The sequence below is a fragment of the Curtobacterium sp. NPDC088465 genome, from assembly GCF_044753165.1.
Lineage (GTDB): Bacteria > Actinomycetota > Actinomycetes > Actinomycetales > Microbacteriaceae > Curtobacterium.
Genome location: NZ_JBIVMR010000001.1, coordinates 555483 through 575709 on the forward strand (window position 1 = coordinate 555483; position 20227 = coordinate 575709).

Sequence of the window (20227 nt, forward strand, 5' to 3'; positions counted from 1 at the left end):
CGCGGCCCCCGCTACACCCCGAGCTGCTCGGCCACCTCGAGCCACCGCTCCTCGAGCTGCTCGACCTCGGCGTCGAGCGCCCCGAGCTTCGTCTGCAGCGCCCCGAGCCCCGCGTAGTCCGACTGGTCGTGCGCGGCGAACGCGTCGAGCAGCTTCTGCCGGTCCTGCCCCGCCTTCGCGATCTTCCGGTCGAGGGCCGACATCTCCTTCTCCGCGACGCGACGGTCCGCACCCGACAGGCCGGGCGCGGCAGGGGTGGTGGACCCGGCCGCGGCACCGCCGGAGCCGCTTGCCGGAGCCGTGTCGGGCCTCCCGGCCGAGGCCGCGGCGGCCGCAGCAGCCGTCTGCGGGACGGAGCCGGACGCGCGCAGCCGCATGTACTCGTCGACGCCGCCGGGCAGGTGACGGAGGTGCCCGCCGAGGACCGCGTACTGCTGGTCGGTGACCCGCTCGAGCAGGTACCGGTCGTGCGACACGACGAGCAGGGTGCCCGGCCAGGTGTCGAGCAGGTCCTCCATCGCGGCGAGCATGTCGGTGTCGAGGTCGTTCGTCGGCTCGTCGAGGATCAGCACGTTCGGCTCGTCGAGCAGGATGAGCATGAGCTGCAGGCGGCGCTTCTGCCCGCCGGAGAGGTCCTTGACCGGCGTGGACAGCTGCTCCGAGGTGAAGCCGAGCCGCTCGAGCAGCTGCGACGGCGTCATCTCCTTGCCGTCTGCGATGTAACTCGTCTTCTTGCGGGCGACGACCTCGCGGACACGGTCGTCCGCGAACTGCTGCAGGTCGGCGAGCTGCTGGTCGAGCACCGCGACCTGCACGGTCTTGCCGGTCTTCACGCGGCCGGTGGTCGGCTGCAGCTTGCCGGACACCAGGTTGAGGAGCGTGGACTTGCCCGCACCGTTCGGTCCGAGGATGCCGGTCCGCTCCCCCGGTGCGATCCGCCACTCGACGTCACGCAGGATCACGTCGTCGCCGAACGAGACACCGATGTCGAGCAGGTCGACGACGTCCTTGCCCAGCCGGGCGGTCGCCATCTGCGACAGGCCGACGGTGTCACGGATCGGCGGCACGTCGTCGATCAGGGCGTTCGCCGCGTCGATGCGGAACTTCGGCTTGCTGGTCCGCGCGGGGGCACCGCGGCGGAGCCAGGCGAGCTCCTTGCGGGCCAGGTTCTGCCGCCGCTGCTCGCTCGCGGCTGCCTGCCGGTCACGCTCGACGCGCTGCAGGATGTACGCCGCGTAGCCGCCCTCGAACGGCTCGACGACACCGTCGTGGACCTCCCACGTGTCGGTCGACACCGCGTCGAGGAACCACCGGTCGTGCGTCACGACGACCATGCCGCCCTGGTTCGACGACCACCGGCGGTTGATGTGGTCGGCGAGCCACTGGATGCCCTCGACGTCGAGGTGGTTCGTCGGCTCGTCGAGGAACAGCACGTCCCAGTCACCCACGAGCAGCTTCGCGAGCGCGATCCGTCGCCGCTGCCCACCGGACAGGTCGTCGACCGTGGCCTCCCACGGGATGTCGGACACGAGGCCACCGATGATGTCGCGGATCTTCGGGTCCCCGGCCCACTCGTGTTCCTCGAGCTCGCCGACGACGATGCTGCCGACGGTCGCCCCCGCAGGCAGGACGTCGCGCTGGTCGAGGTACCCGACGGTCAGGCCGCGCCGATGGGTGACGCGGCCGGCGTCCGGCTCGAGGCGCTGCGCGAGCAGGGCGAGCAGGGTCGACTTGCCGTCACCGTTGCGGCCGACGACGCCGATGCGGTCGCCCTCGTCGAGGCCGAGGGTGACGCTGTCGAAGACGACACGGGTGGGGAACTCGAGATGCACGTTCTCGGCGCCGAGGAGATGAGCCACCCGTCAAGGGTAGGCGGCGCGGCGGGGTGCGGGCGCCGCGGGGTGCGGGCGCCGCGGGGTGCGGGCGCCGCGGGGTGCGGGCGCCGCGGGGTGCGGGCGCCGCGGGGTGGCGTTGGGTGCTCCCGAACAACCGAAAGCACGTCGCGCCACGAGATTCCGCGGCGCGACGTGCTTTGGGTTGTGCTGCGGCGAGCGGGGCAGCGGCTGCGGCGAGCGAGCGGGGCAGCGGCTGCCGGCCTGGAGGCGCGGCTCAGCTTCCCGGGGTCGGCTCGCCCTCGCCCGCGGCCTCCTTGGCACGCCGGAGGCGCGCCTGCGCCTCCCAGTACTCGATCTCGCGTTCGAGCTCGGCGAGCTCCTGCTCGGTGCCGTTCACGCGCTTGTCACCGTGGGCGGCACGGGCGTGACCGATGCTGGCGTACCGGTCCTCGTGACGGTTCGGCTCGAGGTAGCGGCCGTGGTTCCGGTCGTTCGCGCTCCAGTCGTGCCCGACGGCGAACCACACGATGCTGCCGACCACGGGCACGAAGATGCAGATCAGGACCCAGGCGAACTTCGGGAGTCCGCGGACCTGGTCCTCGCCCCGGGTGACGATGTCGATCAGGGCGAAGACGAGCAGCACGATCCCCGCGCCGTACAGCAGAACGCTCATGGCTCCGGAGTCTATGGATCCGCCGAGTGCGGGACCGTGCCCTGAACGAGTGCCGGGATCACGATCGGGCGTCGGTCTCCTGCGCGGTTCCACAGGTCTCGGCCGCGGTGACGTCGAGAGCGCCCCCGGCCAGCGGGTGCTGCGTCAGCCACCGTCGCGCGGCGAGGGTGTCCCGAGCGGGAACGACGACGGCTGCGATGTTCACCACGGCGAGCGCGGCGTACATCGGCCAGAGCGTGCCACCGACGGCAGCGCTGCTCACCCAGAGCACCGCTGTGGCACAGAACCACACCAGCTCTGTTCCCGACGCTGCCTGCACGGCCGCGGCGGTCACGACGTCGTGACGGTCGTCCGGCACGAAGCGGCGGCCGTGGAACGCCTGCCGGACCGCGTGCCGCTCGCGCGTCTGCAGGATCGCCACCACCGGTGCTGGCGCCGGTCCGGCGCGTCGACGTGCCACGGCCGCTCGGATGATCTGCGTGAGCAGGAGGACGAGCGCGCCGAGGGCGACGCCGATCGACACCACCGTCCTCGCGGGTGCCTCGGGTGGCACCGCGAGCGCCAGCGCGACCAGGACGGCGACGATCCCCGCAGACCCGCCGAGGACCCATGCAACGCCACCCGCCGATCGCTGACGGTCGGCCGGGGCAGCAACCGCGAGCACGGCCTCCGCGCGCTCCTGCGCGAGTGCCCACCGGTGACCGGCCGCGGTCTCCTCGTCCGTCACAGCGCAGCGACCCACTCGTCCGTGCCGTCGGTGAACTCCTGGCGCTTCCAGATCGGCGTCCGCTCCTTCACCAGGTCGACGAGCGCGGCGCAGGCTGCGAAGGCCTCGGCACGGTGCGGCGACGCCACTGCTGCGGCGAGCGCCACGTCCCCGATGCCGAGCGCGCCGACGCGGTGCAGCACGGCGATGCGGACCTCGGGGTGGTCGACGGCGATCGTCCGGGCGACCTCGGCGATGACGTCTCCCGCGCTCGGGTGCCGTTCGTAGTCGAGTGCCGTGACGCCCTTGCCCTCGTCGTGGTCGCGGACGACCCCGGCGAAGGTCACGACGGCGCCGTCGCGGTCGGTCGTGACGGCAGCGGAGACCTCGTCCACCGTGATCACCCGGTCCACGACGTCGGCCACGACGACACGGTCGCCGCTCACGACGCGCTCCGGGGTGCGTGGCCCTCGCCGTGCAGCTGGGCCAGCACGTGGTCGAGCACCCCGTCCAGCACCGCGAGCCCGTCGGCGACGCCCCCGCGCGACCCGGGCAGGGTCACGACGACGGTGCGGCCACCGGCGATGCCCGCGACCCCGCGGGTCAGCAGCGCGGTCGGACCGGCACCGGCGAGTCCGCGCCGGCGGATCTCCTCGGTGATGCCCGGCAGCTCGAGGTCGATCAGGGGTGCGACGGCCTCGGGCGTGCGGTCGGTCGGGGTCACGCCCGTACCGCCCGTGGTGACGACGACCTTCGCGTCCGCGAGGAGCTCGGCGGACACCGTCTCGGCGATCAGGCCGCCGTCGGGCACGATCGTCGGCTCGGCGACGGCGAAGCCGCGCTCGCGCAGCCATGCGGCGATGACGGGTCCGGTGCGGTCGAGCGCGGGGTTGGTCGAGGCCTGCGTGGAGACCACGACGACGCCCGCGCGGCCCCTGGTCGGTTCGGGGTTCATCGGTTGCTCCAGTCGCCCGAGCGTCCGCCGTGCTTCTCGAGCACCCGGACGTCCGTGATCACGGCCGTGCGGTCGACGGCCTTCACCATGTCGTACACGGTCAGTGCCGCGACGCTCGCGCCGGTCAGGGCCTCCATCTCGACACCGGTGCGGGAGGTCGTGCGCACGGAGACCTCGATCCGCACGCGGTCGCCGTCGCCGGTGATGTCCACCTCGACCCCGGCGATGGGCAGCGGGTGGCAGAGCGGCACCAGGTCCGACGTCTTCTTGACGGCCATGATCGCCGCGATCCGGGCGGTGCCGATCACCTCTCCCTTGGGCAGCGACCCGTCGAGGATCCGCTCGACGACGTCGGTGCGGGTCACCAGCGTGGCCGTGGCCGTGGCCGAGCGGGCAGTGACGTCCTTGTCGGACACGTCGACCATGTGCGCGGTGCCGTCGGCGCGGACGTGCGAGAGCTCGGCGTCGCGCACGCCGTTCGGGTGGTCGTCGGTCATCGGAGGCTCCAGACGGTCAGCGGGTCCCCCGGTTCGACGGAGTCGGTGCCGAGGGGGACGTGGACGAGGTGGGTGGCAGCGGCGAGGTGCCCGAGCAGGTGCGAGCTCGGCCCGCCCACGAAGTGCACACGCCCGTCGGCGACCCGGCCGCGGCGGACCTGGTGCTTGCCGACGGGTGAGCTCGCCGACTCGGCGGCCGGCAGCTCGGCGGTCGGGCGGTCCGGTGCACCGACGAGGGCCGCGAGCTCCGGCCGCAGGAACACCTCGAACGACACGAGGGCGGACACGGGGTTGCCCGGGAACGCCACGACCGGCACTCGTCGACCGGCGAGGTCGACGAGTCCGAGGGCCTGGGGTCCGCCGGGCTGCATCGCGACCGGGGTCACGGCGAGTCCGCGCGGCTCGAGCACCTGACGCACGACCTCGTACGCCCCCGCACTGATCCCACCGGTGGTCAGGACGACGTCGGCCCAGTCACCGACGGCCGACTCGAGCCCCGGCAGGAAGGCGTCCGGGGCGTCGCTGAGCCGGACGCCACCGGCGATCGCACCGACCTCGGCCAGGGCAGCACGGAGCGCGACACCGTTCGCGTCGCGGATCACCGCGCCCGTTCCGTCCAGCCCGTCAGGCGCGGCGTCACCGGCGAGTTCGCTGCCGGTGGACACGACGAGCACGTGGACCGGGCGGACCACGGACACCTCGCGGACACCCGCCGAGGCCAGGGCCCCCAGGAGCGCCGGCGTCACCGGGGACCCGGCCGGGGCGAGCTCGGCGCCGACGGCGACGTCGCTGCCGACCCGGCGGACGAACGTCCCGGTGGTCGTCCCGGCGGGCACGGTCAGCACGTCGAGCCCCAGCGCCGCGGGGAACGCCCCCGGCGGTGTCGCCTCCACCGGCACGACGGCGTCCGCGCCCTCGGGGATCCGCGCCCCGGTCATGATCGGCGCAGCGGTGCCCGGGCCGAGCGGTGCCGGCACGGCCCCGGCGGGGATCGGGTCGACCACGCGGACGTCGTTGCCGGCATCGGTCGACCGGACGGCGAACCCGTCCATCTGGCTGTTGTCGAACACCGGCAGCGGGACCGGCGCGGAGACGGCCCGGGTGAGCACCCGGTACCCACGGCCGGCACCGGCGCCGTCCGCCAGCGCGTCGAGCGGCAGGGTCTCCTCCGCCCGCGCAGCGAGCACGGGCGCGAGGAGCGCGGCGACCTCGTCGCGGTGCTGACCGATCGTGCGCACGGATGCCTCCGAACCTCGTGGGGACGCCCCGTTCCCGGTCGATGCCGGAGGGGCGTCAGTAGCGTATCCAGGGCGCACCACGCGCCGAGGACATCCGGAGGACCTGTGGAGGACCACGTGACCACGACCGAACCTGTGGACGGAACGACGGCTCGCATCGGGGTGATCGGGGGCTCCGGCCTCTACCGCCTCTTCGAGGAGGGCACCGCCGACGAGATCACCGTGGACACGCCCTACGGCCCGACGTCGAGTCCGATCACGGTCGGCACGATGGCCGGCAAGCGCGTCGCGTTCCTCACCCGCCACGGTCGCGAGCACTCGGTCGCCCCGCACCTGATCAACCACCGCGCGAACGTCTGGGCCCTCCGGTCCCTCGGCGTGCGTGCGATCGTCTCGTCGAGCGCGGTCGGTGGCCTGCACCCGGACTACGCCCCCGGCACCTTCGTCGTGACCGACCAGCTGATCGACCGCACCTGGGGCCGGAAGGACACGTTCTTCGAGGACCAGGTGCAGCACCTGTCCTTCGCCGACCCCTTCGACCCGGTGCTCCGCCGCGCCGCGATCGACGCCGTCGCCGCGCTCGACGTGCCCTTCCGGCCGACGGGCACGTGCGTCGTCATCCAGGGCCCGCGCTTCTCGACCCGCGCGGAGTCGACCTGGATGCGCGAGGCCGGCGGCCACACGATCAACATGACGATGACGCCCGAGGTGCCGCTCGCTGCCGAGCTCGGCATCGGCACGGTCAACCTGTCCTTCGTGACCGACGCGGACGCCGGCCTGGCCCCCACCGAGGACGAGGCGGCACGGTCCACCGACGCCCCGGTCACCCACGGCGCCGTCATGGAGCGCCTGGCCCGCGCGAACGAGGTCATCGTCCGCGCCATCGGCGGCGTCGTCGCCGCGTTGCCCGACGACTACACCCCGCGCGAGCTCGTCCCCGCTGCCGCCAGCGCCAGTGTCCTCGGGGCGACGGCGTGAGCCGCCTGCTCGTCACCGGCGGCGCGGGCTTCATCGGGTCCGCGATCGTCCGTCGCGCCCTCGCCGAGGGGCACGAGGTCCGCGTGCTCGACTCCCTGCGTGACGACGTGCACGGCGACCCGTCCGAGGTCGTCCGCGCCCACGAGCAGCAGGGCCTGTCGTTCGTGCACGGTGACGTCCGTGACCGTGTCGCCCTCGAGGCGGCGCTCGACGGCGTCGACGTCGTCTGCCACCAGGCGGCCAAGGTCGGCCTCGGCGTCGACTTCCAGGACGCCCCGGACTACGTGTCGTCCAACGACGCCGGGACCGCGCACGTGCTCGCCGGTATGGACCGGCACGGCATCGGCCGCCTGGTCGTCGCGAGCTCGATGGTGGTCTACGGCGAGGGCGCGTACGAGACCGCCGACGGTCAACCGATGCGGCCGCCGGCACGACGACGCGAGGACCTCGACGCCGGACGCTTCGACCCGATCGGGCCCGACGGTCGCGCGCTCGTGCCCGGGCTGATCGACGAGTCGGCCGCCCTGGACCCCCGCAACGTCTACGCGCAGACGAAGGTCGCGCAGGAGCACCTGGCCTCGTCGTGGGCCCGCGCGACCGGCGGTACCGCGATCGCCCTGCGCTACCACAACGTCTACGGGCCGGGCATGCCGTCGAACACCCCGTACGCCGGCGTCGCGTCGCTCTTCCGCTCGGCCCTGGCCCGCGGCGAGGCACCCCGCGTCTTCGAGGACGGCCGCCAGCGTCGCGACTTCGTGCACGTGGACGACGTCGCGGGTGCCAACGCCGCGTCGATCGCCGCGACCGCGGAGCTGCCCGCCGAGACCTTCCGCGCGTACAACGTGGGCTCGGGCGTCGTGCACACCATCGGTGACATGGCCGCGGCCATCGCCGGGCCGGACGGCCCGCAGCCGGTCGTCACCGGGGAGTACCGACTCGGAGACGTCCGGCACGTCACGGCGTCGTCCGAGCGGATCCGTTCGGAGCTCGGCTGGCACGCGCAGGTCGACTTCGAGCAGGGCATGCGTGACTTCGCGACCGCACCGCTCCGCGCCGCCGTGCAGCGGTGACGCAGCGTCCAGCGGACGACGCCGCCTGAGACTCGTCTCAGCGGACACGGCTCGCGCCTCGAGGCGCGAGCCGTGTCCGCCCAGGCGAGTCTCGCGTCCGCCACCGCACCAGCGCGGGACGCCACCGCACCAGCGCGGGACGCCACCGCACCAGCGCGAGACGCCACCGCACCAGCGCGGGGCGAGCACGCACCACCCGCCCGCGCACGCGGACCCGGGACCGCACCCGGGCCTCCCGGCCGTCCCCCGATCGCGGGCCAGACGGTCCGATCACCGCGCTCGACACGCCCCGGGGGACAGGATCCTGTACCCCGCGACGTGTCATCGTGTTACGTCGTGAGCATGGACCGAACCCCACCCGCCGGCGACCAGCCCGACGAGGACGCGACGCGCGCGACCGGAGATCGGCCCCGTCGCCAGGGCGACCCGCACCGAATGGACCACATGACCGTCGACGTGATCCTCCCCTGCCTGGACGAGGCGGACGCGCTCCCGCGCGTCATCGGCCGCCTGCCCGAGGGGTACCGCGCCATCGTCGTCGACAACGGCTCGACCGACGGATCCGCCGACGTCGCCCGCGCCCACGGCGCGACGGTCGTCACCGAACCGGTCAAGGGCTTCGGCTCGGCGTGTGCCGCCGGCGTCGCCGCCGCGACCGCGGAGTACGTCGCGTTCTGCGACGCCGATGCCTCGATGGACCCCGCAGAGCTGCCCGACCTCGTCGCCCGCGTGGCCGACGGGCGGACCGACCTCGCCCTCGGTCGGCGCGTGCCGACCACCCGTGGCGCGTGGGCGCCGCACGCCCGCTTCGCGAACCGCGTGCTCGCGGTCCTGATGCGCCGCGCGACCGGCTACCGCCTCCGCGACCTCGGTCCGATGCGCGTCATGCGCCGCGCCGACCTGGTCGCCCTCGACCTGCAGGACCGACGCAGCGGCTACCCGCTCGAGATGGTCCTGGCGGCACACGCGGCCGGGTGGCGGGTCGACGAGTCCGACATCGGGTACGCCCAGCGCGTCGGTGACAGCAAGGTCACCGGCACGCTCCGCGGGACGGTCAACGCCGTCCGCGACATGTCCCGTCTGCTGCGCGAGTACGGCCGGGAGGCACGCCCCCGCGTGGTCGCGCCCGGTCCGGCCCGCGACGTGGCCGGGTCCACCACGGAAGGAGCACGCTCATGACGGACGTCACGGTGGTCGTCGTGGCCAAGGAGTGCCTGCCCGGCAAGGTCAAGACCCGGCTGACGCCGGCCCTGACCCCGGAGGGTGCTGCCCGCGTCGCCTCGGCCGCGCTGGCCGACACGATCGCGACGGTGCGTGCCCTGCCCGCCTCGCGTCGCGTGCTGCTCTACGACGGCGTCGTCCTGCCCGAGGGCACCGACGACTTCGAGGTCCTGCACCAGGTCGGTGGCGGGCTCGACGAACGCCTCGGGGCGATGTTCGACGCGATGACCGGTCCGACGCTGCTCGTCGGCATGGACACCCCGCAGGCCACCCCCGAGCACCTCGCACCCGTGTTCGACGACCCGGACCGCGACGCGTGGTTCGGTCCGGCGGACGACGGTGGCTTCTGGTCGCTGTACCTTCGCGAGCCCGACGGCGCCCTGCTCCGCGGCGTCCCGATGTCGCAGGACGACACCGGCGCCGTGCAGCTCGCGCGCCTGACCGACGCCGGCCTGTCGGTCGGCACCCTGCCCGCGCTGCTCGACGTCGACACCGTCGCGGACGCCGAGCAGGTCGCCGCCCTCGCGCCGACCTCGCGCTTCGCCACGGCGTTCGCCGCCGAGCACGACACGACCCTGACCACGACGACCGGAGGTGCCCGATGACGATGCACGACACCGTCACGTTCGGCGCCGGCGGCGGCGAGCCGTACGCCCGTGCCCTGCAGACCGACGGCCACCTGCGCCTGACCGACCCGGAGCGTCCCGACGTCGAGGTCACGATGGACGTCGGCCGGTGGAGCGCCGCAGCCGACCGGATCGACCGTTCCCTCCTCGAGGGCGCGGACGGCCCCGTGATCGACATCGGGTGCGGCCCCGGTCGCATGCTCGTCGCCGCCCGGGCGCTCGGCATCCCCTCGCTCGGCGTGGACGTCTCCGCCGAGGCCGTCGCGATCGCCCGACGCTCCGGCGGCACGGCCGTGCAGGGCTCGGTGTTCGACCCGATCCCCGACGAGGGCCGCTGGGACACCGCCCTCGTGATCGACGGCAACATCGGCATCGGCGGCGACCCGGTCGCGCTCCTGGCCCGGTGCGGCGAGATCGTCCGCGACGGCGGCCGCGTGGTCGTCGAGACCCACGTGGACCGCGCGGCGGACCGTGCGTTCACCGCGCACGTGGTCGACGTGGACGGCAACCGGAGCGAGGGCTTCCCGTGGGCCGAGGTCGGCGTCGACGCACTCCTCCGTCACGCGGCCACGGCGGGGCTGCGAGCCCGGCAGAGCTGGACCGCCGACGGACGGACGTTCTGCGAACTCGTCGCGTGACCGCGTCGCGTTGTCTTGCATGATTCAAGACAACGCGGTAGCGTCGTGGGCAACAGCCGACGGCGTCCTGGTCGTCGGTCCGACGACCCGGGACCCTCGGCACGACGACGAGGAGCACCCGTGCAGAACCGACAGAACCCCCTCGGCGGCGCCTACGTCTCCGGTCTCGAGCAGCGCGACGAGCTCGGCGCGTACACGGTCGAGGCCGCATGGCGCCCGGTCGGCAGCTACACCGGCACCGGGGCGGGCCGTGCGCTCGGCCGCTTCGTGGACACCCAGTTCCGCCGTCCCGGCACCGCGACGTCCTCGACGCGGACCGTGACCGGCTCGCTGCGGACGACGACCGGGTCGTTCCGGACCGCCTGAGCCCCGGCTCCCCCAGACCGCGAGCGGTCGCCCGACCCGGGACGTCCCCCCACGTCCCCGGCAGGGCGGCCGCTCGTGCCGTACCGGGGCGGTCTCCTGCCGGACCCGTGCGGCTGCGTGACACCCGGCGACGCGCGGAGGGTCCTGGTGCCAGGATGGGCGCATGAACGACCGCGCCGGCACCCCCGCGACCGCAGACGACCTCGTCGACCTCGACGCCCTCCTGGCCGCGTACCACGAGCGTGTCCCCGACGTGTCGATCCCCGAGCAGAAGGTGGTGTTCGGCACCTCCGGCCACCGCGGCTCGTCGCTCGACACCGCCTTCAACGACACGCACATCGCCGCGATCACGCAGGCGATCGTCGAGTACCGCACCGAGCAGGGCACCACCGGTCCGCTGTTCATCGGCCGGGACACGCACGCGCTCTCCGCGCCGGCGGAGCAGACCGCGCTCCAGGTCCTGGCCGCCAACGGCGTCCGCGTGCTCGCCGACGCCGAGGACGGCTTCGTCCCGACGCCCGCACTGAGCCACGCGATCATCCGGTACAACCGCGCAGAGCACGGCGACACCGCCGACGGCATCGTCATCACGCCGAGCCACAACCCCCCTCGTGACGGCGGCTTCAAGTACAACCCGCCGCACGGTGGCCCGGCCGACAGCGACGCCACGTCGTGGATCGCCGACCGGGCGAACGCGATCATCGCCGGCGGGAACGCCGACGTCCGCCGCCAGGACGAGACCGCAGCCGAGGGCTACGACTACCTCGGCACGTACGTCGCGGACCTCGAGCACATCATCGACATCGACGCGATCAAGCGCGCCGGGGTGAAGATCGGCGCCGACCCCCTGGGTGGGGCGTCGCTGCCGTACTGGGAGCGCATCCGCGACCACTACGGCCTCGACCTGACCGTCGTGAACCCCGAGGTCGACCCGACGTGGGCGTTCATGACCCTCGACTGGGACGGCAAGATCCGCATGGACCCGTCGAGCCCGTCCGCGATGGCGTCGGTGCTCACCCACAAGGACGACTTCGACGTCCTGACCGGCAACGACGCCGACTCGGACCGCCACGGCATCGTCACGCCCGACGGCGGTCTGATGAACCCGAACCACTACCTCGCCGTGGCGATCGAGTACCTCTACGCGCACCGCCCCGAGTGGCGCGACGACGCGGCGATCGGCAAGACGCTCGTGTCGTCGAGCATCATCGACCGCGTCGCGGAGTCGCTCGGCCGCCGGCTGTGGGAGGTCCCCGTCGGCTTCAAGTGGTTCGTCCCCGGTCTCATCGACGGCTCCGTGGCGTTCGGCGGCGAGGAGTCCGCGGGCGCCTCGTTCCTCCGCAAGGACGGCACGGCGTGGACGACCGACAAGGACGGCATCATCCTGGCGCTCCTGGCGTCCGAGATCACCGCGGTGACCGGCAAGACCCCCTCGCAGCTCTACACCGAGCTCACGGAGCGCTTCGGTGCGCCGGTCTACCAGCGGGTCGACGCCGCTGCGAGCAAGGAGCAGAAGGCCCGGCTCTCGAAGCTCGACGGCGACGCGATCACCGCCGACACCCTGGCCGGCGACCCGATCACCGCGAAGCTCTCGAAGGCGCCGGGGAACGACGCCGCCGTCGGCGGCGTCAAGGTGGTCACGGACAACGCGTGGTTCGCCGCACGGCCCTCCGGCACCGAGGACGTCTACAAGATCTACGCGGAGAGCTTCGTCGGGCAGGAGCACCTCGAGCAGGTGCAGCGCGAAGCGAAGGAGATCGTGGACGCCGCCCTGGGCGCGTAGTCCCCGACGACCGACAGGGGCGTCACCGGATCCGTCCGGTGGCGCCCCTGTCGCTCCTCCGCATCCGCCGGAGGACCCTGCCGATGTCCACAGGAACGAGGCGGATGGGAACAATCCGTTTGCGCTGGTTGTATTTTTGCAGTGCGCGCAACAACGCTCCCCCGCGCCCGGGCGAGAGCGACGCGCGAGCACCAGTACGCACGGGAGACCGAATGACCCAGACGGCGACCGCACCCGCGGCCCCCACCACGTCCTCGAACGCGGTGATGAACCACCGACAGATCCTGCTCGTCATCTACGGACTGATGGCCGGCATGTTCCTCGGCGCGCTCGACCAGACCATCGTCGGCACCGCCATCCGCACGATCGGCGACGACCTGCACGGGCTCGACCAGCAGGCGTGGGTGACCACGGCCTACCTGATCGCGTCCACGATCACGACGCCGATCTACGGCAAGCTCTCCGACATCTTCGGCCGCCGCCCGCTGTTCCTCACCGCGATCGGCATCTTCATCCTCGGGTCGCTCGCCGCGTCGTTCTCGACCTCGATGCTCATGCTCGCCGGGTTCCGCGCGCTGCAGGGCCTCGGCGCCGGCGGCCTGATGTCGCTGCCGCTCGCGATCATGGGCGACATGCTCGCCCCGCGCGAGCGCGCCAAGTACCAGGGCTACTTCCTCGCCGTGTTCGGCATCTCCTCGGTCATCGGGCCGCTCGTCGGCGGCCTGTTCGCCGGCGCGTCCGAGATCCTGTTCGTCAGCGGGTGGCGCTGGGTCTTCCTGGTCAACGTGCCCGTCGGCATCATCGCGCTCTTCATGGTGACGACGTTCCTGCACCTGCCGAAGTTCGGCGACCGCGGGAAGCCCCGCATCGACTGGTGGGGCGCCTCGCTGGTCATCGTCACCCTCGTCCCGCTGCTCCTCATCGCCGAGCAGGGTCGCGAGTGGGGTTGGGACTCCCCCGGCGCGATCGCCTGCTACGCGATCGGCGCGCTGGGTCTCGTCGCCTTCGTGATCGTCGAGCGCTCCATGGGCGACGACGCGATCCTCCCGCTCAAGCTCTTCGGCTCGCGGGTGTTCTCGATGGCCGCGGTCCTGTCCGTGCTCGTCGGCTTCGGGATGTTCGGCGCGATGCTGACGATCCCGCTCTACCTGCAGATCGTCAAGGGCGTCACCCCGACCGAGTCCGGCTTCGCCATGCTGCCGATGGTGCTCGGTCTGATGATCTCCTCGATCGCCTCGGGTCAGATCATCTCGCGCACCGGCCGCTACGGCGCCTTCCCGATCACGGGCACCGCGTTCACGGCGATCGGCTTCACGCTCCTCACCTTCCTGACCGCCGACAGCCCCCTCTGGTTCCTCATGCTCGGCATGTTCGGCATCGGTCTCGGGCTCGGGCAGCTCATGCAGACACTGACCCTCGCCGCGCAGAACTCGGTCTCCCCGCGGGACATCGGCGTTGCCACGAGTGCAGCGACGTTCTTCCGCCAGATCGGCGGCACGATGGGCACCGCGGTGCTCCTGTCCGTCCTGTTCACGCTCATGCCGACGAACATCACCGGCGCGATGCAGAACGAGTCGACGCTCAAGCCGGCCCTCACCGCCGCGCTCACCCCCTCGGTCGCCAGCGCGTCCGAGAACAAGGGCGTGATGGACCAGATCTGGTCGAAGATCGTCGACCCGGTGCAGCAGAACGTGCAGCAGGGTCTCGACCAGGGTGCCGCAGCGGCGAAGCAGGCCGCGGACCAGGCCGTGACGAAGCAGGTCACCGCGCAGGTGCAGCAGCAGGTCGCCGCCGGCCGGATCCCCGCCGCCTCCGCCGACTCGGTCATCGCCGAGCAGGTCGCCGCGAACAAGTCGGCCGCCGAGCAGCAGGCGCTCGAGACCGCCGCGTCCAAGGCGAACGCCGAGGTCGTCGACGGCACGCTGCAGATCGACTACAGCAACGCCGACCAGCGGAAGGCCGTGGTCGACGAGGTCGCGCCGAAGCTGGTCGACCAGCTGAAGAACGGCGACACGGCGGCCAGCTCGTCCGCCGGCTCGGCCACGAGCGACACATCGTTCCTCAACGGTGCGGACCAGCGGCTCACCCGTCCGTTCCTGGTCGGGTTCAGCCAGTCGGCCGTCGTCGTCTACTTCGTCGGGCTGGGTGTCATCCTGCTCGCCTTCGTCCTGACCTGGTTCTTCCGGGTCCCGCCGCTCCGCAAGGTGTCTGCACTGCAGGAACAGGCGAACGCGGCGAAGGGCGACTCCGACCGCCTGGCAGCGGACGCGCAGCAGGCGGCGGCGGACACCGGCTCGCTGGTCACCCCGGACACGGTGTCGGTCCGGGCGGTCCCGACCTCGCCCGACGTCACGGTGCAGCAGCCGCAGGACCGGTCCGGAGGCACCACCTCCCCCGCCGACCGGCCCGCCTCCGACACGGGTGCAGCTGACCGCGCCGGTCACCACCCCGAGGGCGGCACCCGGGCACCGCTCACCGACGCGACCACGCACGGCGCGCACGCCGCGGCGGCACCGGTGGACGAGCCTCCGGCCACGACCGCGACCATCCGGACGCACCCGGCGCACGCCTCGTCGGACGGGGCCACGCCGCCGGGTACCACGGCCGAGCACCACGGGCGACACACGGCGGAGTAGCCCGCCGCCGCTGGGAGGCGACATCGTCGACGTCGTACGACGTCGAGGGTGTCGCCTCCGTCGTCCCTACCGGACGGGCGCCGCGCTCGTCAGCGCTGCCCGCGCTCCTGCTCCCGGAGCTCGACGTAGTCGCCAGCCGCGCACTCCGAGGTCGCACTGATCGTGTCGCCGCCGCCCAGGTCGGACGAGTTGAACGCGATGTTCGCGATCCCGGCGCCCCTGCCGTTGAGTCCGGAGTAGCTGCCGTCCCCGTTGGTGAAGCGCTCCGTCACGAGCCCGGCACGCTTCCACAGCGTGGTGAGGGTGCTGACATCGGTCTCGATGTCGCCGCGCTCGGCTCGCGAGGACAGGATCGTGTAGTGCACGCCCTCGCCGTTGCCGCGTTCGTCCGTGCACGTCCCGAGTCGTGGGCCCTCCTCCACGGTCCAGTCCCCTCCGAGCGCACTGGCGGAGTCGTCCACGATCTGCTGCACCGCTCGCTCCGCGTCCTCGGGCCGCGACGACGGGGAACCCGTCCCGCCCGTGCACCCGGCCGTGAGGGCGAGTGCACTGACCATCAGTCCGACCGCAGCCGTGCGGACACTCTTCGCCGCCATCGCCCCCGTCTCCCCGGGCGCAACGCGTCCGCCCCGATCCATCCTGGCCGCTCCGGGCGGCAGGCGCTCAGTCCTCCTGCGCGACGGGAGACACGACCACCGAACCGACCGCCGACTCGACCGCTGCGTGCGGCAACCGACGCCGCATCACGTCGACGGCGACCGGGTTGTCGTCCACGAGCACGAACCGCCGGCCCAGGTCACGAGCGACCGCACCGAGCGTGCCGCTCCCCGCGAAGAAGTCGAGCACCCAGTCCCCCTCGCGCGACGACGCCTGCACCATGCGGCGCAGGACCCCCTCGGGCTTCTGCGTCGGGTAGCCGGTCTTCTCGCTGCCGGTCGGCGACACGATGGTGTGCCACCACACGTCCGTCGGCAGCTTCCCACGCTCGCGCTTCTCCGGCGTGACGAGTCCCGGCGCCATGTACGGCTCGCGGTCGACCGTCTCGGAGTCGAACCAGTAGCGCTCCGGGTCCTTCACGTAGACCAGGATCGTGTCGTGCTTGGTCGGCCAGCGCGTGCGGGACTTCGCGCCGAAGTCGTACGCCCAGATGATCTCGTTGAGGAACGCGTCGCGGCCGAAGAGCGCGTCGAGCAGCACCTTGGCGTAGTGGGCCTCGCGGTAGTCGAGGTGCAGGTACAGCGTGCCGTCGTCGGTGAGCAGCCGCCAGGCCTCGAGCAGGCGTGGCTCGAGGAACGCCCAGTAGTCCTCGAAGCGGTCGTCGAAGCGCATCAGGTCACCGCGGATCCGCTCGTAGGTCCGACCACGGAAGCCCGTGATCGTCCCGGCGTCGCCGACGGTCCGGCGCTCGGCGGTCACCGCGTGGCGCCGCTGCTTCCGTCCGGTGTTGAAGGGCGGATCGAGGTAGACGACCGTGAACGACGCGTCGGGCAGTGTCGGCAGGACGTCGAGGTTGTCGCCGAGCACGACGAGGTCGGGGCTCGAGTCGTCGATGCTGCGCACCGGACCATCCTCCCGCAGAGCGGACCGACGCCCGACCGCACCCAGCCCCCACCCCGTCCGACGGCGTACGGTCCCCTGCATGGCATCACCCGAGGTCCGCAACGACACCGACGCGCAGCAGTACTCCCTGGTCGAGGACGGCGAGGTCATCGGCTTCGCGGCGTACGAGGTCGACGGCGACGAGATCCGCTTCACCCACACCGAGGTCGACCCCGCGCACCGCGGTGGTGGCCACGCGTCGATCCTCGTCCAGCACGCGCTCGACGACGTCCGCGAGGGGTCCCTCCGGGTCGTCCCGCTCTGCACCTACGTCAAGGCGTGGATCGAGCGGCACCCGGACTACCAGGAGCTCACCACGCGCTAGCGCGGCAGGTGCTCGCGCTCAGTAGGTGCGGTCGAGCGTGCCGGGTCGCGCCTCGTGCCGCCCGCGGTGTCCGACCGCAGGCACACGGATGAGGACGGTGCCGCTGAGCAGGTCGTGGTCGTCGTCGGCGGGCGTCGGGGCCTCCTCCGGGAGGCGCGACTGCCGCTCGTACTCGGCCTGCGTCTCGTGACGGGTCGGGGCGAACACCTCGTCCATCATCGCGCCGACACCGCCGGATCCGCCGCTGCGTGTGGCCTTGTTCGACAGGTCGATCCACCCCACGCGATCGGCGACCCACATCACGACGGCCGCCACGGCCACCGCCCCCAGGAGGATCAACCAGTTCACGGTCCCGACGCTACGTCAGTCGACCGGCCAGGGCCTCCGCCGCGCGGATGATCCTGGCGATCGGTCCGCCGCGACGGCGGACTGCTCGCGAGCTCCCGCGCCGGTGTCCGTCGTGCGGATCAGTCGACGACGACCGTCGCCTCCGGCTCGAAGCCGCGGTGCACGATGGAGACGTACCAGTACGAGACGACGTCGCCGTGCCGGACGGCATCGCTCGCGTCCGACTGCGGCTCCACCTCGACCGTCAGCCCGCCGCCGCGCGGCACCGTGACCGGCACCCTCGTGACCAGGCCGCACGGTACGTCGGTGCGCAGGACCTCGTCACGGCCGCCGGGTCCCACGGACACCAGCAGGCGCTTGCCGTCGACGCCGTTGCAGGCGACGAGGAGGTCCCAGTCGCCGGCGGGCGTCTCCGTCCCGGCCGCGCCACGGTCGAGTCCGTTCGACGAACCGAAGCCGCGGTCCCCGTCGAGCAGCGCTGCGTTCATCGCGTCGCCCCACCGGTCGAGTCCTGCCGCCCGTGTCGCGTCGGCATCGTCGGACAGCAGTCCGGAGACAGGTGCGGACGAGCAGGCCGTCGCGACACCGAGGACCACGAGTCCTGCGACCGTGGCGGACAGGAGACGGCTCGGACGACGCATGCGCAGAGCATAGAGGGCGCTCCGTACGGGCGTCACTGCCCGGTCAGGGCACCCGCTCGAGCCACTCCCGCGTCGCGAACTTCGTCTCGACCAGCTCCCGCGCGCGGGCCCGCTCCGCCTCGGTCACGTGGCCCTCGTGCGCGCCGTAGAGCTTCGTGAAGGTGCCGATCAGCCGGTCGATGATCTCGGCTCGGGTCAGGCCGGTCTGCGAACGCAGCGGGTCGACACGCTTGGCGGCCGAGGTCGTCCCCTTGTCGCTCATCTTCTCGCGACCGATGCGGAGCACCTCGACCATCTTCTGGCCGTCCATGTCGTAGCTCATCGTGGCGTGGTGCAGCAGGGCACCGGTGCCGAGCCGCTTCTGCGCCGCGCCGCCGATCTTGCCCTTGGTCGAGGAGATGTCGTTGAGCGGCTGGTAGTACGCGTCGATCCCGAGGGACTTCAGCGCCTCGATCACCCACTCGTCCAGGTAGGCGTACGAGTCGGCGAAGGTCATGCCCTGCACGAGGTCGGTCGGCACGTACAACGAGTACGAGATGATCGCGCCGGCGTCCATGAACATGGCGCCACCGCCGGAGATGCGGCGGACGACCTCGACGCCGTACTTCGCGGCACCGGTCGGGTCGACCTCGTTCTTCAAGGACTGGAACGACCCGATCACGACCGCGGGCTGGTCCCACTCCCAGATGCGCAGGGTCGGACCGCGACGGCCGGCACCGACCTCCTCGGTCAGGACCTGGTCGAGTGCGAGGTGCTCGTTCGGGCTGATCGGCCCCTCGTGCACGATCTCCCAGTCGTACTCCTGCCACGTCGACGCCCGCGAGAGCGCGCGACGGACGGCGACCCCCACCGACTCCGGTGTGAAGCCGAGCAGCACCGCCCCCTCGGGCAGCGCCGTGCGGACCGCGGCGGCGATGCCGGCCGCGTCGGTGGTCGCGGGCAGGCCGTCCACGGCCTGGTCGATCAGCGGCAGCGCGTCGTCCGGCTCGAGGAAGAAGTCACCCGCCAGCCGGAACTCCTGGATGCTCCCGTCGACGACCTCGAGGTCGACGACGACCAGCTTGCCTCCGGGGACCTTGTACTCACCGTGCACAGGGCGAGCCTACGCCCGCCGTCCGCCGGACGGGAGGCACGGGGCACCGCTGCCACGCGCCTCCCGTCCGGCAGCCCGTCGCGTCAGCGCGCCACGTGGCGGTCGAGCCACGCGATCAGGTCGGCGACCACCTCGTCGCGGTTCGTCTCGTTGTAGACCTCGTGCCGCGCCCCGTCGTAGACGTGGACCTGGACGTCCGACAGCCGACCGCGACGGCGGTACGCCTGGGCGAGCCGCTCCACGGAACGGGGGCCGCCGAGGGTGTCGTCCGATCCGACCTGCAGCAGGATCGGCAGGTCGTGCGGGATGCCTCGGCGTGGCACGCCGAGCAGCCGCGCGGCGTCACGGACGCCGAAGAGCTTGATCACGTCGGCCTCGACCGCGAGCGGGTCGGCGGCGATCGCGTCGATGACGGCCCGGTCGCGCGTGATCCACTCGAACTTCGTCGGTCCGGAGCCCGCGTGCCGGGCGTTCAGGTCGCCGCTGTTCATCCACCCGGGCAGTCGGTACGCCGTGGCGGAGAGCACGACCCCGTCGTACCGCTCCGACGAGGTGTTCACGATCCGCTGTGCCATGAGCGACCCCCACGAGTGCCCGACGAGCACGAGCGGGACGCCGGGGTCCTGCGCGCGGGCGACGTCGCTCATCTGCTCCACGGCCGCGATCGCCGCCCGCAGGCCACCGGGTCCGAGCCGTCCGAGCCGCGCGTGGTCCCCGTCCCACTGCGCCAGACCGGTCCGGCCGTGCCCGCGGTGGTCGTTCGCGTGCACGGTGTACCCGGCACGGACGAGGTCCTGCGCCAGCGGCTCGTACCGGAGTCCGTGCTCCCCGACGCCGTGCGCGATCTGCACGATGCCCTTCGGCCTGGCGGCGCGCCAGGTCGAGTAGACGATCTCGACGCCGTGCGCGTCGGTGAACGAGGAGTCCCCTCGAGCGGCGGAGAAGGTGGGCACGGGTCGATCCTCGCAGACGTGGGGGCGACGTTGGCGGTCCGTGGCG

Annotated in this window: 22 protein-coding genes and 1 pseudogene; 9 read left to right on the plus strand and 14 right to left on the minus strand. The window is 72.6% G+C overall.

Features of this window, described 5'->3' with window-relative positions; all coding sequences use genetic code 11:
• Positions 1–11: 11 nt before the first annotated feature.
• From ACIP6W_RS02490 to ACIP6W_RS02525, 8 genes and pseudogenes are all read right to left on the minus strand, one after another.
• A complete protein-coding gene (locus ACIP6W_RS02490) occupies positions 12–1334 on the minus strand; it encodes an ABC-F family ATP-binding cassette domain-containing protein (protein ID WP_400428870.1) in 1323 nt (440 codons plus the stop codon).
• 56 nt (positions 1335–1390) lie between these two features.
• Positions 1391–1859, minus strand: a pseudogene (locus ACIP6W_RS02495) (ATP-binding cassette domain-containing protein); the annotation flags it as partial.
• A 250-nt stretch (positions 1860–2109) separates the two neighbouring features.
• Positions 2110–2508: a PLD nuclease N-terminal domain-containing protein gene (locus ACIP6W_RS02500; protein ID WP_209683939.1), complete on the minus strand. Its 399-nt coding sequence runs from the start codon at positions 2506–2508 to the stop codon at positions 2110–2112.
• A 58-nt stretch (positions 2509–2566) separates the two neighbouring features.
• Entirely contained in the window at positions 2567–3235 is a 669-nt protein-coding gene (locus tag ACIP6W_RS02505; protein WP_400428074.1) for a hypothetical protein, read from the minus strand.
• Positions 3232–3639 (minus strand): molybdenum cofactor biosynthesis protein MoaE, encoded by a 408-nt coding sequence (locus ACIP6W_RS02510; RefSeq protein WP_209683943.1) that lies wholly within the window; start codon positions 3637–3639, stop codon positions 3232–3234. The genes ACIP6W_RS02505 and ACIP6W_RS02510 overlap by 4 nt, the downstream gene beginning before the upstream one ends.
• Positions 3640–3656: 17 nt before the next feature.
• A complete protein-coding gene (locus tag ACIP6W_RS02515; RefSeq protein WP_400428077.1) occupies positions 3657–4169 on the minus strand; it encodes a molybdenum cofactor biosynthesis protein B in 513 nt (170 codons plus the stop codon).
• Complete coding sequence (gene moaC / locus ACIP6W_RS02520) at positions 4166–4666, minus strand: cyclic pyranopterin monophosphate synthase MoaC (RefSeq protein WP_066652259.1); 501 nt, start codon at positions 4664–4666, stop codon at positions 4166–4168. Before moaC ends, ACIP6W_RS02515 begins: the two co-directional genes overlap by 4 nt.
• Positions 4663–5904 carry a molybdopterin molybdotransferase MoeA gene (locus tag ACIP6W_RS02525; protein WP_251160615.1) on the minus strand — a complete coding sequence of 414 codons (1242 nt, stop codon included), beginning with the start codon at positions 5902–5904 and terminating at the stop codon, positions 4663–4665. Before ACIP6W_RS02525 ends, moaC begins: the two co-directional genes overlap by 4 nt.
• A 117-nt stretch (positions 5905–6021) precedes the next feature.
• Here ACIP6W_RS02525 and ACIP6W_RS02530 point away from each other — a divergent pair, with 117 nt between their 5' ends.
• From ACIP6W_RS02530 to ACIP6W_RS02565, 8 genes are all read left to right on the plus strand, one after another.
• Complete coding sequence (locus tag ACIP6W_RS02530; RefSeq protein WP_251160616.1) at positions 6022–6882, plus strand: MTAP family purine nucleoside phosphorylase; 861 nt, start codon at positions 6022–6024, stop codon at positions 6880–6882.
• Positions 6879–7952, plus strand: a complete 1074-nt coding sequence (locus ACIP6W_RS02535; protein ID WP_326496462.1) for an NAD-dependent epimerase/dehydratase family protein — start codon at positions 6879–6881, stop codon at positions 7950–7952. Before ACIP6W_RS02530 ends, ACIP6W_RS02535 begins: the two co-directional genes overlap by 4 nt.
• A gap of 435 nt (positions 7953–8387) precedes the next feature.
• Complete coding sequence (locus ACIP6W_RS02540) at positions 8388–9131, plus strand: glycosyltransferase family 2 protein (protein WP_058728516.1); 744 nt, start codon at positions 8388–8390, stop codon at positions 9129–9131.
• On the plus strand, positions 9128–9778 hold the full coding sequence (locus ACIP6W_RS02545) for a DUF2064 domain-containing protein (protein WP_400428082.1): 651 nt from the start codon (positions 9128–9130) through the stop codon (positions 9776–9778). Before ACIP6W_RS02540 ends, ACIP6W_RS02545 begins: the two co-directional genes overlap by 4 nt.
• Positions 9775–10437 (plus strand): class I SAM-dependent methyltransferase, encoded by a 663-nt coding sequence (locus tag ACIP6W_RS02550; protein ID WP_066652249.1) that lies wholly within the window; start codon positions 9775–9777, stop codon positions 10435–10437. Before ACIP6W_RS02545 ends, ACIP6W_RS02550 begins: the two co-directional genes overlap by 4 nt.
• A 120-nt stretch (positions 10438–10557) precedes the next feature.
• Entirely contained in the window at positions 10558–10803 is a 246-nt protein-coding gene (locus ACIP6W_RS02555; protein WP_209683951.1) for a hypothetical protein, read from the plus strand.
• A 163-nt stretch (positions 10804–10966) separates the two neighbouring features.
• A complete protein-coding gene (gene pgm / locus ACIP6W_RS02560; RefSeq protein ID WP_400428085.1) occupies positions 10967–12586 on the plus strand; it encodes a phosphoglucomutase (alpha-D-glucose-1,6-bisphosphate-dependent) in 1620 nt (539 codons plus the stop codon).
• Positions 12587–12798: 212 nt separating this feature from the next.
• A complete protein-coding gene (locus tag ACIP6W_RS02565; protein ID WP_400428088.1) occupies positions 12799–15222 on the plus strand; it encodes an MDR family MFS transporter in 2424 nt (807 codons plus the stop codon).
• Positions 15223–15311: 89 nt separating this feature from the next.
• Here the strand turns inward: ACIP6W_RS02565 and ACIP6W_RS02570 are convergent, their stop codons facing one another.
• Both ACIP6W_RS02570 and ACIP6W_RS02575 read right to left on the minus strand, forming a co-directional pair.
• Complete coding sequence (locus ACIP6W_RS02570; RefSeq protein ID WP_251155343.1) at positions 15312–15818, minus strand: hypothetical protein; 507 nt, start codon at positions 15816–15818, stop codon at positions 15312–15314.
• A gap of 67 nt (positions 15819–15885) precedes the next feature.
• On the minus strand, positions 15886–16773 hold the full coding sequence (locus tag ACIP6W_RS02575) for a DNA-methyltransferase (protein WP_400428872.1): 888 nt from the start codon (positions 16771–16773) through the stop codon (positions 15886–15888).
• 88 nt (positions 16774–16861) lie between these two features.
• Here ACIP6W_RS02575 and ACIP6W_RS02580 point away from each other — a divergent pair, with 88 nt between their 5' ends.
• Complete coding sequence (locus tag ACIP6W_RS02580; protein WP_209679875.1) at positions 16862–17146, plus strand: GNAT family N-acetyltransferase; 285 nt, start codon at positions 16862–16864, stop codon at positions 17144–17146.
• 18 nt (positions 17147–17164) lie between these two features.
• On the opposite strand, the gene ACIP6W_RS02585 is transcribed toward ACIP6W_RS02580, so the two are convergent.
• The 4 genes from ACIP6W_RS02585 to ACIP6W_RS02600 form a co-directional block, all read right to left on the minus strand.
• Complete coding sequence (locus ACIP6W_RS02585; protein WP_066652239.1) at positions 17165–17494, minus strand: hypothetical protein; 330 nt, start codon at positions 17492–17494, stop codon at positions 17165–17167.
• Positions 17495–17613: 119 nt separating this feature from the next.
• Positions 17614–18135 (minus strand): hypothetical protein, encoded by a 522-nt coding sequence (locus ACIP6W_RS02590; protein ID WP_400428093.1) that lies wholly within the window; start codon positions 18133–18135, stop codon positions 17614–17616.
• Between the two features lie 43 nt (positions 18136–18178).
• Entirely contained in the window at positions 18179–19228 is a 1050-nt protein-coding gene (locus ACIP6W_RS02595; protein ID WP_066652234.1) for a biotin/lipoate A/B protein ligase family protein, read from the minus strand.
• Positions 19229–19311: 83 nt separating this feature from the next.
• A complete protein-coding gene (locus ACIP6W_RS02600) occupies positions 19312–20181 on the minus strand; it encodes an alpha/beta hydrolase (RefSeq protein WP_066657760.1) in 870 nt (289 codons plus the stop codon).
• Positions 20182–20227 lie beyond the last annotated feature (46 nt).